The sequence below is a fragment of the Thermoflavimicrobium dichotomicum genome (assembly GCF_900114055.1).
Lineage (GTDB): Bacteria > Bacillota > Bacilli > Thermoactinomycetales > Thermoactinomycetaceae > Thermoflavimicrobium > Thermoflavimicrobium dichotomicum.
This window is the reverse complement of the sequence record NZ_FORR01000014.1, coordinates 52,108-66,405: the sequence shown is the minus strand read 5'-3', so window position 1 is coordinate 66,405 and position 14,298 is coordinate 52,108. Positions and strand designations below refer to the sequence as shown.

Genomic DNA, 14,298 nt, shown 5'->3' with positions numbered 1-14,298 from the left:
TATAGGGATGCTTAGAGCAACCATTTTAACCCTTTGTTGTAGTTTGAATATTAAATCTATAAAATGATAGTATGAGTTGAGAGTATAGACGAACAAAAACGACTGTATTATTGATCAATCACCATTTTGTTTTTTATCCCAGATAGTCGTAAGGTACTGGTAAATAAAGAGGAAATTGTAGAGCAAATCTGCAAGGAAAATATCATGGCAATGGAAGTAATGCCTGCCCATGTCATTTATTCTTGAATTGTCTCCCGACCTATTCTCCATCAGATATGATGGCGAAATGGAAAGGGGTGACTCCCAGAAAACTTCGCTAGGAATTCCCGCATCTGAACCATTTGCGAAGTCTTCGGACTCGTTCCATCTTTGTCAGTACCGCTGGAAATGTGTCCGGTGAAACGGAATCTCAAAAGAAAAGGAGGTGAATAAATGCCAACGATCACACTAAGGTTAGAACTGCATAAGCCAACACAAGCCAAACAGGAAATGTATCAGCGAATGACGGAGATAAACACAGCATTTGCTAACTGGCTACTTGTTCACCCAGAGGTGAACAAGGCAACCAGTAAGATTTTCAAAGAGTTTTCTCATGGAAAATTTCCGTCTGCTGTAGTGAACCAAACGATTCGGGAAGTCAAGTCAAAAAAGAAAAACCAAAACACGAAATCATTCAAAAAGCTATGGTGTTGCTTTGACGGATATTCGAAATCGAGCAAAGTCTAAGAAAGAAGCTGGCAGAAACCTTCATTCATGGGCTTTCCACCAGCTACAAGAAATGATTAAATACAAGGCTGAAATGGCTGGAATTCGCTTTGAATTGGTTAAACCAGACTACACCAGCCAAACCTGTAAATGTGGCCATCGTGAAAAAGCGAATCGAAATGGCATCCAATTCAGATGCAAAAAGTGTGGTTATACCTGCCATGCTGATCTGAATGGAGCGATCAATATAGCTAAGGCCATTTCTGGGTTAGTAGCCTAGCATACTGGTAACAGGTATGCCGCCCATGTGGGTACATGCGGCTTAGTGCCGTAGAACTGCATGGGACGGGGTGATGCATCCCCCCTGAACTTGGGCGTTGTCCGAAACAGAAATGGACTGAGGGCGCTAACGACCCAAGAATCCCACGGCTTTAGCCGTGTGGAGTGTCAAAAAAGTAAGTGATTAATTTATACTTTTGAATGTTTATTCTGTAACAGCTGTCATTCTTTTACTTTTAAACCGTTTTTGAAAAGAGTGGGAAGATGATGACAGGAGTCATCCTGGCAGGCGGACAAAATCGCCGGATGAATGGCCAACCGAAGGCATTATTGCTATTTCATGGTGAGACATTGTTACAGCGACAAGTTAGGGAAATGAAGAAAGTATGTCATGAGATATTATTCGTTACCAATCGGCCTTCTTTATATTGGTCTTTTTTACCAGATGATGTCAGAATCTTGACCGATAAAATCCCACATCAGGGCCCATTGGGCGGCATGCATGCTGCTTTTGCTCATGCAAAGCATGAACAAGTTTGGGTAGTGGCATGCGATATGCCATTCATATCCAGTCGTGCAGCCCGTTTGTTAGCACAATACCAACAAAAAGGTTCATGCGATGCGGCAATTCCGTTGATCAATGATAAAATCCATCCATTACACGGAATCTATCATCAGCGATGTGAAAAATTGATTGCCCAAGTGTTGGATAGGGGCGAAAGAAAAGTTATGCAATTTTTGAAACAGGTGGACTGGAAGCAAATCCCTGCGTCATTTTTTAAGGAAAAGGGATTGGATCTGCGATTTGTCATGAATGTGAATACTCCTGAAGATTATCAACAGGCATTAATGCAAATCTGATTCTCATAGAGGTGAAGTGAAGGAGTGGGAAAAAAAGAGGCACAGTTTAATGAAATTGTGAAAAAAGTCCGAAAAGAACATTTTGGAAAAGGTCCTGAACGGATTAAAACCACATTTGTTGACAATATGGCAATTTGTATTTTGTATGGGAATTTAACCCCTACTGAAAAATTCATTGCCCAAATGCCACAGGGAGCCGATTTGGTTCATCAGGCTCGAACCAAGATGATTCAACGTGTGTATGAAGAAAAAGTGCCTGAGGGCATGGAAGAATTGGTAGGTGCGAAACTTTTATACTTATTTTCGGATATCAATATTGAAGAGGATATTGCGGTCTCTGTATTTATTTTTGATCGAAAAATTGCAGATACCTAAGCCTGTTGATTCTACGACCATCGTATATAAGGTTGAGACTGTTGACAAACCCGGTTTTCCTTTTCCAGTTGAACGACTTCTTGCTCGTTTTAATAAGCAACGGGAGTGAAACGGAAAAGGAAAACCGGCATAAAACAGATACTTTGTCAACAAGCTGATATAAGGTTTAAATATGCAACAAATATTTGGCTAAAATATGAAATTTTATTGACAAATAAGTGAATTTCATTTAAAATAAACAACAAATTGCATGGTCATTAAATGAATTGGGTTTCGTTTAATGGCTATGATTGAAAGCGCTTGCTAGATGGGTACTCCTGCATCTATCGAATGTAGGGGTATTATCCGGCATGAAACAGTCTTTCCATAGGGAGGATTGTTTTGTGCCGGATTTCGTTTTTTCTGGAAAATTTTTCACGAGTGGATCGAAGATTATAGGGGGAACGTGTAAATGGGAAAAGTAAAAAATCGGTGGCTGATAGCAGCTTCGGCAGTAGGCATCCATATTTCAATTGGTTCGGTTTATGCCTGGAGTGTGTTTACCAAACCCTTGATGAAAGAATTTGGTTGGAGTACGAGCCAGGTTTCTTTAACTTTTAGTATCGCCATTTTGTTCCTGGGATTGTCTGCAGCATTTTTGGGTCATTATGTCGAAAAGCATGGTCCGAGAAAATCAGGCATGTTATCAGCCGTTTTTTTTGGATTGGGAATGCTGGGGGCAGGTTTGGCGATTCAATTGAAATCACTTGCTTTCTTATATGTATGCTACGGTGTGTTTGGGGGAATTGGACTTGGAGTGGGTTATATCACGCCCGTTTCTTCCTTGGTAAAATGGTTTCCGGATCGCCGTGGATTGGCAACCGGTTTGGCCATTATGGGTTTTGGATTTGCTTCGTTAATCAGCAGTCCGATTATGGCACGTCTGATTGAATCAGTCGGAATTGCCAACACCTTTTATATACTGGGGGCTATTTATTTTCTCCTCATCTTTGGTTCAGCACAATATCTGTCACCTCCACCAGAAGGATGGCTACCAGCCGGATTTAAAGAGAAGCAGAAGTCAGGCACAGTGAAAGTGAAAAAAGATCTGGCACAATTAACTGCCAATGAAGCGATCAAAACAAGGCGTTTCTGGTATTTGTGGCTCATGCTTTTTATTAATGTAACATGCGGGATCGCTATTTTGGCCGTTGCTTCTCCCATGGCTCAAGAGTTTGCCAAAATGACTCCTCTGGCTGCGGCCACGATGGTTGGTCTGTTAGGCTTGTTTAATGGGTTGGGACGAATTGGCTGGGCTTCTTTTTCCGACTTGATCGGGAGACCGAATACGTATACTGCCTTTTTTGTCATTCAAATCATTGCTTATTTACTTTTGCCAACCTTTGATCATGCACTTCTGTTCCAGATAACGCTCTTTTTAATCCTTACCTGTTATGGCGGAGGGTTTGCTTCGATCCCGGCTTTTATTGGTGATTTATTTGGCACGAAACAACTGGGGGCCATCCATGGTTATATTTTAACTGCCTGGTCCGCAGCCGGTTTGGCTGGTCCGATCTTTACTGCGTGGGTAAGAGATACAACGCAAAGCTATGTCTCAACGCTATATGTATTTGCAGCCCTTTGTGCAGTAGCCCTGGTAGTCTCAGTCCTCATTCGTCTGGATATCAAGCGATTACAGAAAATGAGTCAAGAGAACAAAAAATTGCATGCCACTCATGAACATTCATTGGAAAAGGTTTGAGGCAAGAAGATGGAGCTTTTGCAGATCGTTCTTCACAGTTGTGGGGGGACCCTGTCCACTTCTTTTCGGAGGAGTGTTGGCAAGGGTTCCCCCACTAAAGCTCAAGCTTGTATTTTGTTTGGATGATAATCAAGAATGCGTTCAGGATGGGTATAGACATTCAGTTTTCCCTGACGGATAAAGCCGACAGTGGTAATTCCCAGATCTTCTGCAAAATCCAGGGCCAGTTGAGTGGGAGCCGATTTCGAGAGCAGGATCCCTACTCCGATTTTCGCGACTTTGAGCAGAACTTCGGAAGAAATGCGGCCACTAAATACAATGAGTTTGTCATGAAGAGGGATACGGTTTCGAATCCAATAACCATATATTTTATCCAAAGTATTGTGGCGACCAATATCGGTTCTGGCGATGAGAATGGAATTTTTATCACATAAGGCGGCATTGTGTACCCCACCCGTATTTTTAAAATCAGCAGACTGTTGTTGCAATGATTCCATCAAGTGCAAACACTGCTCGACAGTAACTTGAAGTTGGCTGGTTACTGTTTTCACTGTTTTTACATCATTATGGAAATAGAAAGATTGGCGGCTTTTTCCACAACATGATCCGATAAATCGCTTGGAGTAAAATTCAGCGGCTACAGGATGTGGATGGGTCGTTTCTATATAGGCAAACCCTCCTGTTTGATCAATATGGATCGATTTTATTTCATCGGGAAAACGAATAATTCCTTCCGATGCCAGAAAACCGATCGCCATGTCTTCGAGGTCGGACGGGGTACAGATGAGTGTGGCAAATTCTTGACCGTTGAGCATAATGGTTAGAGGATATTCAAGGACAATTTCATCTTCCTGTTCGATCAAAGATGAACCATTGTATCGCAAGATGTTTCTTTTTTTCGTTATGTCCATTTGGATCCCTCGCTTGTCAGATTGTGGTTACTAAAACGCTTTCATTATAAATCAAAATGGATAGACCTCTCGAGAATGAAGACTATTTTAATGGAATGAAAAAGGTATAAGATAAAAATTCGGATTATTAAATAAATAATAACATGTTTTTGATGAATAAGTAATCATGAATGACATTGAGACCGTTGACAAAACCGGTTTTCCCTTTCCAGTGAACGATATCAGGAGCAACTTCTTTATTATTTATAATATTTTGTGAATGACAAGGGTATTTCATTGATTCCTTACCAGATAAAAAGGGAAAAGAGACAAAGTCTATAGCAGAAATAACCTGGATCATGACTGAGTAGTTGATTTGTTTGGGGGTGTATATCATTGTCAGTCAGGTATTTTTTCACTCTTTCGTTGTTGTTCATGTTGATGGGATTGACTGCCTGTTCTCCGCCCGCTTCTTCGGATTCCAGGCAGCCTTCATCGCCACTCAAAAAAACGGTTCTGGATCAACCGAAAAAGCCGGCAACCGATGCAAAGGGAATGTTGCAGGAAGGACCAGGTAAGTGGGCTGGAGATAAGTTTGAGAAGTATCCGTTACATAAGGATTTGGATCATCTTCCAAGCAAAATGAAGGCGGAAGAAGCATATGCGTATTTGATCCGTTTGTTGGCAGAAGATTATCGACCCGTTAAAGAGAAATTGGATGATTTTCAGCCGAACTTGGTGCCCAAGCTTAGCAAACAACCTGATAAGCTGGAAAAGAAAGTGAATATTGCCATTCTTCTCGATGCGAGTGGAAGCATGGCGGAATATGTACAGGGCGTACAAAAGATGAAGTGGGCCAAAGATGCGATTCATCACTTTGTATCCAAGTTGCCTTCAAACGTGTCAGTTTCCTTGCGGGTATATGGGCATATGGGAAGCAGTCAAGAGAAAGACAAAGAGATCTCCTGCCATAGCAGTGAGCTCGTATATCCACTCGGAACGTACCAGAAAGAAAAATTTGCCCAAGCTTTGCATCGTTTTGAACCAGCAGGCTTTACTCCCTTGGCTTTGAGTGTAAGAGAAGCAGGAAAAGATTTGCCTCCTAATCGTGCAAATGAACAAAATCTGATCTATGTTGTCAGTGATGGGGAAGAAACATGCGGTGGAAATCCAGTTGCTGAAGCACAAAAAGTGCACCAATCGCGGACGAAAGCGGTTGTGAATGTGATCGGTTTTGCGGTGAATGATCAAGGACAACAAGCCTTGAAAAAGATGGCAAAGGCTGGTGGAGGCGTCTACACTACAGTTGATTCAGGACCAGAGTTAAACCGTTATTGGCAAGACGAATATACTCATCTCCTGTTTGACTGGTTTGGATGGCGCGCAGAAAATGAGTTGGAAGTAATCCTCTTGGCCAAGGAGAAGAAAGCGGAATTGGAAAAGTTGGTTTCTCCTGATCTGGTGCTCCATGGCGAAGATAAAAAGAGCTTGTTTTATTCTCTTCTGATCAGAGAGAATCAACGTTTGGTCCAGGCAGCATACTATCTCAAACAAAAAGGAAAATTGCAGGAACCGGAACAATTAAGTCGAAGAATCCAGGATCGTTATACCAAGCTTGATCAATTTGCTCGTCAGCGCTTTGCCAGCTTCAATCAATCCATCCAAAAAAGCAAACAACAACTTTTACAGACGATTCAACATCGCTCTTCATAGAAGAAATACAGCATAAGTTTCTTTTTCGTTCACACAAATTCTGTTCCCACTGATATACTTCAGTCAAGAGAAAATTTCATAAAATAGGAAAAAAGTTTTTCTGGGAATCCAGCTTTTATCATATAAAATAGAAATGTCCATGATCATCGAAAGGATCTAAATAGGAAATCGACTAGGGAGTGGGAAGAATTTTGCTAAGGAAGAAGAAATGGATACCGATTTTTCTTACTTCTTGTTTAATGCTTTCTGGCTGTTCCGATTGGAAGTCACTGGCAGAAGATTGGGGGCTGATCAAGAGAAAACCAGTCGGAACAACCGCTGAAACGATGTTACAAGATGGACCGGGAGAATTTGCTGGAGCCCGTTATAATGAAGAGAAGCTGCGGGAAGAGATTCAGGATTTGCCAGATCAGCTTTCTGCAGATGAAGCGTATAAGGAATTGATTTATTTACTTGCAGAAGACTATAAACCATTATTAAAAGATTTGAACCGGTTTCAACCGCAGTTTCATACAACTGCTTTGCAAAACAAACGACGTACACAAAAACCGAAGCATGTAAATTTGGCTATCGTATTTGATTCCAGCCAAATGATGTTTGGGCGGGTGAACGATCAGTGGAAGTTGAATTTGGAGAAAATCGCCATTGGTCGTTTTGCCTCTTCTTATCCGGAAGAATCCACTTTGACCTTGCGGGGGTTCGGTGGACAGAAACAGGGAGCAACTGCCTGTCGTCAAACACGCTTGGCTACTCCACAATCCTTTGGCCAGTTTAAGCCAATAGGACCAGCTGCATTGGCACAAGGGTTGCGTGATGCGGGAGAAGATCTTTCACAAAAGGAAAAAGCGGGAAAAAATATGATTGTCTTGATTACCGGTGGAATTGAAACCTGTGGAGGCGATCCGGTTCGTGAAGCGAAAGCATTGCATGATGGAAAGTTGAAAGCTGAAGTACATGTGATCGGTTTCTTTACAAGCCCGCTACAAAATACAACACTCAAGAAAATTGCCCAGGCGGGTGGCGGCAAGTTCACGTGGATCAACTCTGCTTATAGCTTGGAGAATGTTTTACGCGAAAAAGTGGATTTGGGCTGGGAATATTATGTAGATAGCTGGAAAGTCAGAAATGTTTATGCACTTAGTGATTTCCAGACACAGATCAATGAAAAGGTAGAGCGGTTAACAGGTTTAAATCCGTTTAAGAGCCAATTTTACCAGCTCAATGTCAAGGAAAAACAACAGTTACAAAAAGGTGTTGAATTGTTGTTCGAAGAAAACAAGATTGATGCCAAGCTGGCTGATCCAAAAGGTCCTTTGTACCAAAAAATCAATCGTCGCTATGATTTGATCAAAAGTTTTTACGAACAGAAATACAGGGAAAAGAAACGCTTGATTGATCGGGAGATTCAGGAAGGAACTGAACAAATCGATCAAATGTATCTCAATGCGAAGAATATCGAAAAGAAATCCATAACCCCTCCAGTCACAAAAGTAGGCTACTGACATAGGCGGGTTTGTTGACAGACCAGGGACTCCTTTTCCCGTTAAAGCGACTTTTGCTTGCGGAAAAGGAACCTCGATCCAAAATTGGATGTTGTCAACAAGCCCCTCAGCGTCAGTAGCCTTTGTTGTCGGGTACATGTTCGCTGTTGATGGATAAATACTTTCAATCCTGGCTGGTTGAATGAACATGTACAAAACTTCTGGTGTCCGCAGGAATGACTAGTGCTTTCCAGTTTGAACCGGAGGTTTTCGGAAAAGGATTTTTTTCACTTTTTCTTCATCAGGGGTGACGAACAAGGTACGCTGATGGTCATAGATTACAAATCCTGGACGGGCTCCTGATGGTTTGCGTACATATTTGATCAAAGTATAATCGACGGGCACCTGACTCGATTCTCGTGCTTTACTGAAATAGGCAGCCAACATCGCCGCTTCCAGTAAAGTGGTTTCATCGTAGGATTTGCTGCGGATCACCACGTGGGAACCTGGAATATCTTTGGTGTGTAACCATGTATCCGTGGCTGAAGCCATTTGATGGGTTAGATAATCATTTTGCTTGTTATTTCGTCCGATCAAGATGGGAGTGCCACTTGAAGAATAGACAGTCATCGGAGCAGGAACTTCTTTCTTTCTCCTTTTTTTATCGTTTGTTGGTGTTTTTAGCCAACCTTCTTCCTGTAATTCTTCTCGAATCTGCTCAATTTCTCGAAGGGTTGAATTTTGCAGTTGGACCAGGACAGATTCGAGGTAAGTGATTTCTTCTTTCGCTTTTTTTATTTGTTCCTCATTCCACTTTTTTGAGGCCTTTAATTTATTGTATTTCTTGAAATAGTACTGAGCGTTAGCAGATGGTGTTAATTTAGGATCAAGCGGAATGACAATCTCCCTGGCTTCAGGGTCATAGTAATTGATCAAGCGAACCTCCTGGTCTCCCCGTTTGATTTGATGCATATAAGCGGTAAGTAATTCCCCATAAATCCGATAAGTTTCGGCTTTTTCCGCATCGTGCAACTCTTTTTCCAACACGGAAATCTTCTTTGTGTTTTTATCGATTTCGTTTTGTAACAGGCGCATGAGATCGTTTGTTTGTTGCTTGATGCGGTCTCGTTCCGCCTTACCGAAATAAAAAGCTTCCAGGCAGGCACTCATGGTCGGGTAGGTACGTTTTTCACCATGGACATGTGTAAGCGGGATGGCACTAAATACGCTTTTTTGTTCGGCATGGATGATGGTAGGTACATATTGATGATGGCGAATCAGCTCGATCACTTGCTGAAAAGCTTCCCACAGCTGGTCCCGATTTCCCAAACCTGCACGGTGAACGATTTCTCTGGCGATCAGTGGCCCGATGCCTGTAAATCGTTGGACGATTTGTTTGTCCAGTTGTCCACGATTGTAATCAAATCCGGCAATGAAGGTGTTTTTATCTACATCGAGCGGGTTTTGTTTATTTTGCTCCGGTGGAGGCGTATAGGTGGCCCCTGGAAAAACTTGTCGGTGTTGGCTGATCGCCGGAGTGACCCGACGAATGGCATCAAAAATATAGCCTGTTTCTGGATCAAGCAGGATAAAATTGCTATGTCTTCCCATGATTTCAAGGACCATGCACCGAATAACTTCATCGCCCAATTCGTTTCGGGTTCGAAAGAGAATATGGATGATGCGTTCCATTCCAACCTGCTCGATGGACTCGATAATGGCACCTTCACAATGTTTGCGCAGAAGCATGCAAAACATCGGTGGTTCTACTGGATGATCCACCTGATGTTCGACAAAGTGAATACGTGGGTAGGCAGGATGAGCGGATAATAACAAGCGATGATTTTTTCCTTTTGAACGAATATGAAGCAGAATCTCTACATCACTTGGCTGGTATACTTTTGTAATCCGACCACCAGACAAGATTTTGTTTAATTCATGAACAATCGCACGTGTAACGATTCCATCAAAAGACATCGGTATTCATCCTTTTCTATCGATAACTCTACGTTCTTATATCTTACTCGATTTTTGTACAAAAGTCTTTGCAAGATCAGTTGAGAGGAGGGGTTCATCCAAACTTTACAATCACATTATATTAAATAATAGTATCCATTTAGAATAAAAGCAGAGTTCTTATCCATAAAGGATGCCCATGTGGGTACAGGTCCAGTGCCGTAGAACTGCATGGGATGGGGTGATGGCACACCCCTGAACTTGGGCGCCCGCCAAAACGGAAACGGACTGAGGACGCTAACGACCCAAGAATCCCACGGCTTCAGCCGTATGGAGTGTCAATGGAGGGGGATGACGAAGAAGATAGTGGTGATCAGGAAGTTTCTTCGATGATTTCTTTGGCGGGGACGATGATGATTCTAACAGGTGTACTGGAAAATCCGGTGCACCTGTTTTTCTTTGTGCATTTTTATGGGCTTGTCTGAATACACATGAGCTAGAGAAAGTGGCACAAAGGAGGAAATCAAGTTGTCGGAGCAAGCACGTTGGATTGATTGGGAACCAGACAAAGTGACATCACATTTTGGTGTAGATCCTGCAAAAGGTTTAAATGAAAAAGAAGTCGATGAACGACTCAAACAAGTAGGGCTCAATCAATTGACTGAGGGAGAAAAAGCTTCTTACTTTGCTGTGTTTATTGCCCAGTTTAAGGATTTTATGGTCTGGGTTTTGTTAATTGCTACTCTCATATCTGCATTGCTTGGCGAATATACCGATGCCATTGCCATTATTGCCATCGTGATTCTAAATGCCATTTTAGGCTTTATTCAAGAAGTACGGGCAGAGAGATCACTCAGTGCGTTGAAAAAACTGTCGGCCCCAACGGCGCGAGTACTTCGGAATGGAAAATGGGAGCGTGTCGATGCGGCCAAACTGGTCCCAGGAGATATTGTTGTCCTGGAAAGCGGCGATCGAGTTCCCGCTGACCTTCGCTTTTTGAAAACAGAAAATTTATATATTGAAGAGTCTGCTTTAACAGGTGAATCCGTGCCCGTTCAAAAAAGATCGGAAGCATTGGCAAAAGCTGACGTTCCATTAGGGGATCGTAAAAATATGGGCTATATGGGGACCATGGTGGTACGGGGTACGGGACTTGGTGTCGTTGTGTCAACAGGAATGGCCACGGAAATGGGAAGGATTGCTCATTTGATCGAAAGCACAGAAGAGATGGAAACACCTCTCCAGCGGCGTTTGGAGCAGCTGGGAAAAGTATTGGTAGTAGTAGCCCTGATGCTAACCGCACTGGTGGTGGTTACAGGCATCTTGCACGGACACGATGTGTATAAAATGTTTTTGGCTGGAGTCAGCCTAGCCGTGGCTGCTATTCCAGAAGGTTTGCCAGCGATTGTGACCATTGCTTTGGCATTGGGCGTTCAGCGGATGATCAAAAAACGGGCAATTGTCCGCAAACTTCCTTCAGTCGAAACACTCGGTTGTGCGTCTGTAATTTGTTCAGATAAAACGGGTACGCTTACACAGAATAAGATGACCGTTACCCATCTTTGGGTAGACGGCAAACGAGTGCAAGTCTCCGGAAGTGGTTATGCACCATATGGGAACTTTTCCTGGCAGGGAAAAGAGATTCAACCCTTCTCTTCTCAAGCTTTTCGACGTTTGCTCGAAATCGCCGTTCTTTGCAATAATGCCCAATTGTCTTGTAACACGGTGAAAGAAGGATTATTAAAGAGAAAGCAAGAGGAATGGAGGATTGATGGAGATCCAACGGAAGGTGCACTGCTCGTGGTTGGAGCCAAAGGCGGATTGTTGGCAAGTGAAGTGACAGGGGAATGGACACGGGTAAAGGAATATCCCTTTGACTCCGATCGGAAGATGATGTCAGTGATAGTGAAACATCGAAATGGAAAACAGTTTCTCTATACAAAAGGGGCCCCAGACATTTTGCTTTCCCGATGTTCCCATATTTTGCATGATGGAAAAATTACGCCACTTACCCCTACTTTACGAGCTGAAATCCTGAAACAAATTGAAGAGTTGGCTCTGATGGCACTGCGTAATCTGGCTTTTGCTTTTCGAGAAGTCAGGCCTGGCGAGAAAGTTGAACGCAGTAGCACAGTGGAACAAGGATTAACCTTCGTTGGATTGGCAGGAATGATGGATCCACCTCGTGAAGAGGTGAAAGAAGCGATTCGGGTTTGTCGACGTGCTGGAATCAAAACGGTCATGATTACGGGGGATCATCAAACAACAGCAGAAGCGATCGCCATCGAGCTGGGGATCAAACAGCCACATGGTTTGACAATCAACGGGAATGATCTTTACACTATGAGTGATGAAGAACTGCAGCAGAAAATCAATCAGATTGATGTTTTTGCTCGGGTATCACCCGAACATAAATTGAAAATTGTGAAAGCACTGCAAAAGCAAGGCCATGTTGTGGCGATGACAGGTGATGGAGTGAATGATGCTCCTGCAATCAAGGCCGCAGATATCGGAATTGCGATGGGAGTTACCGGAACAGATGTATCCAAGGAATCTTCTTCTTTAATTTTGGCTGATGACAACTTTGCCACGATTGTTGCGGCTGTTGAAGAAGGACGAAATATTTATGATAATATCCGAAAGTTTATCAGCTATTTGCTAGCTAGCAATGTAGGCGAGATTTTGGTCATGTTTCTGGCGATGTTAGGAGGCTTTCCCCTGCCGTTGGTGCCCATTCAAATCTTGTGGGTGAATCTGGTAACAGATGGTTTGCCAGCGATGGCATTGGGTGTAGATCCGGCTGAGGAAGATACCATGACCCGCCCGCCACGTGACAGTAGGGAAAGTGTGTTTGCACGCCGGGTGGGTTGGAAGATTGTCACGCGTGGATTATTGATCGGTTTCTGCTCCCTGATGGCTTTCTGGATTACTTATAGCGAAAATCCAGACAATCTCGTCTTGGCTCAAACCGTTGCTTTTGCGACGCTAGTGATGTCGCAATTGATTTATGTGTTTGATTGTCGGACAACCGGCTCGATCTTCAGCCGTACCCCCTTCGATAACAAACTGTTGATTTTGGCGGTTCTCTCATCCGTCCTTCTTTTGTTGGCCGTGATTTATTATCCACCGTTACAACCCATTTTTCATACGGTGCCACTTGGAATACGGGAGTGGATTTTGATCTGTGTCACCTCCATCTTGCCCGTGAATATTGCAGGACTGCTGGACCTACTCCGACCTGTCAGAAAATTAATCCATGGATAAGCGATGAGGTGAAACATCAATGCAGTTTACAAAAATGCATGGTTTGGGAAATGATTTTGTAATTGTTGTCCGGGAAGAAGTTCCACCCTATGTTGAAAAGTTAGCGAAAGAGATCTGTCATCGTCGATTCGGTATTGGGGCAGATGGTCTGGTCTTTATTCTTCCTTCGGAGCGAGCGGACTTTCGGATGCGCATTTTTAACTCGGATGGTTCAGAATCAGAACAGTGTGGAAATGCCTTGCGTTGTGTTGCGAAATACTATGCGGAAGAGCTGTCAACCATCCGGAAATCAGAGCTTACCGTTGAAACAGGGATTGGCGTGCAGAATGTTTGGCTGGAGATGGAGCAAGATCAAGTCAAACAGATCCGTGTCGACATGGGGGAACCCATTTTGGAAGCGGAGAAAGTACCTGTATTAAGTAAGGAAAAACAGGTCATTCATCAGCCGATCCGGGCAGGGGAGCAAGCATTTTATTTTACTGCTGTATCCATGGGGAATCCACATGCGGTCATTGAAGTGGAGGATGTGCAAAAGATCCCCCTGGATGTTTTGGGCCCCATGATTGAGACGCATGAGTGGTTTCCGCGTAAAACGAATGTGGAATTTATTACCGTTCACTCTCCCGATGAAATCACGATGCGGGTGTGGGAACGGGGAGCAGGAGAAACGATGGCTTGCGGTTCAGGGGCTTGTGCCGTGGTAGTAGCGGGTGTACTTAACGGAAAGTGTGATCGGAAGGCAACGGTACATCTTGCAGGAGGAGATTTGGAAATCGAGTGGAATTCAGGAGACCAGCATGTATATATGACGGGGCCGGCAGAAAAGGTGTTTACAGGTGTTTGGCTAAAAAAATATTGATCAACCGATTTATCAACGATCACCGTTAACCCTTTCTGGAAATTGGCTCAGTGTGGCGATCCCAAAAATATAAAATATGGATCCATTTCTCCCACGCTTCGGGATGGGTTCCTTTCTCTGTGACGACTTCTGTACCATCAACCAAAAGCCGTCAGGTATTGTTCCTGACGGCTT

General features: G+C 43.3%; 10 protein-coding genes and 2 pseudogenes. 10 read left to right on the top strand and 2 right to left on the bottom strand.

Annotated elements, in window-relative coordinates:
- Positions 1 to 110 precede the first annotated feature (110 nt).
- From tnpA to BMZ78_RS13320, 5 genes and pseudogenes are all read left to right on the top strand, one after another.
- Positions 111 to 428, top strand: a pseudogene (gene tnpA / locus BMZ78_RS13340) (IS200/IS605 family transposase).
- A gap of 4 nt (positions 429 to 432) precedes the next feature.
- A pseudogene (locus tag BMZ78_RS13335) lies at positions 433 to 985 on the top strand (RNA-guided endonuclease TnpB family protein).
- A 263-nt stretch (positions 986 to 1,248) separates the two neighbouring features.
- Positions 1,249 to 1,845, top strand: a complete 597-nt coding sequence (mobA, locus tag BMZ78_RS13330) for a molybdenum cofactor guanylyltransferase (protein WP_093230934.1) — start codon at positions 1,249 to 1,251, stop codon at positions 1,843 to 1,845.
- Positions 1,846 to 1,869: 24 nt separating this feature from the next.
- Complete coding sequence (locus tag BMZ78_RS13325) at positions 1,870 to 2,220, top strand: Na-translocating system protein MpsC family protein (protein WP_093230933.1); 351 nt, start codon at positions 1,870 to 1,872, stop codon at positions 2,218 to 2,220.
- 451 nt (positions 2,221 to 2,671) lie between these two features.
- Positions 2,672 to 3,961 carry an L-lactate MFS transporter gene (locus tag BMZ78_RS13320; RefSeq protein WP_093230932.1) on the top strand — a complete coding sequence of 430 codons (1,290 nt, stop codon included), beginning with the start codon at positions 2,672 to 2,674 and terminating at the stop codon, positions 3,959 to 3,961.
- Positions 3,962 to 4,062: 101 nt separating this feature from the next.
- Here the strand turns inward: BMZ78_RS13320 and fdhD are convergent, their stop codons facing one another.
- The gene (fdhD, locus tag BMZ78_RS13315; RefSeq protein WP_093230931.1) at positions 4,063 to 4,872 is read right to left on the bottom strand and encodes a formate dehydrogenase accessory sulfurtransferase FdhD; all 810 of its coding nucleotides are present in this window, start codon (positions 4,870 to 4,872) and stop codon (positions 4,063 to 4,065) included.
- Between the two features lie 375 nt (positions 4,873 to 5,247).
- Here fdhD and BMZ78_RS13305 point away from each other — a divergent pair, with 375 nt between their 5' ends.
- Together BMZ78_RS13305 and BMZ78_RS13300 are read left to right on the top strand one after the other, a co-directional pair.
- Positions 5,248 to 6,564, top strand: a complete 1,317-nt coding sequence (locus BMZ78_RS13305; RefSeq protein WP_093230929.1) for a vWA domain-containing protein — start codon at positions 5,248 to 5,250, stop codon at positions 6,562 to 6,564.
- A 191-nt stretch (positions 6,565 to 6,755) separates the two neighbouring features.
- Positions 6,756 to 8,066 (top strand): vWA domain-containing protein, encoded by a 1,311-nt coding sequence (locus BMZ78_RS13300; RefSeq protein ID WP_139203324.1) that lies wholly within the window; start codon positions 6,756 to 6,758, stop codon positions 8,064 to 8,066.
- Positions 8,067 to 8,285: 219 nt separating this feature from the next.
- Here BMZ78_RS13300 and BMZ78_RS13295 read toward each other — a convergent pair whose 3' ends face one another.
- Positions 8,286 to 10,022: an Rqc2 family fibronectin-binding protein gene (locus BMZ78_RS13295; protein WP_093230927.1), complete on the bottom strand. Its 1,737-nt coding sequence runs from the start codon at positions 10,020 to 10,022 to the stop codon at positions 8,286 to 8,288.
- Positions 10,023 to 10,342: 320 nt separating this feature from the next.
- Here BMZ78_RS13295 and BMZ78_RS18860 point away from each other — a divergent pair, with 320 nt between their 5' ends.
- From BMZ78_RS18860 to dapF, 3 genes are read left to right on the top strand one after another with little or no spacing between them, the layout of a single operon-like run.
- A complete protein-coding gene (locus tag BMZ78_RS18860; protein ID WP_175482474.1) occupies positions 10,343 to 10,486 on the top strand; it encodes a hypothetical protein in 144 nt (47 codons plus the stop codon).
- A 43-nt stretch (positions 10,487 to 10,529) separates the two neighbouring features.
- Positions 10,530 to 13,265, top strand: a complete 2,736-nt coding sequence (locus tag BMZ78_RS13290; protein ID WP_425263935.1) for a calcium-translocating P-type ATPase, SERCA-type — start codon at positions 10,530 to 10,532, stop codon at positions 13,263 to 13,265.
- 19 nt (positions 13,266 to 13,284) lie between these two features.
- Positions 13,285 to 14,124: a diaminopimelate epimerase gene (gene dapF, locus BMZ78_RS13285; RefSeq protein WP_093230926.1), complete on the top strand. Its 840-nt coding sequence runs from the start codon at positions 13,285 to 13,287 to the stop codon at positions 14,122 to 14,124.
- Positions 14,125 to 14,298 lie beyond the last annotated feature (174 nt).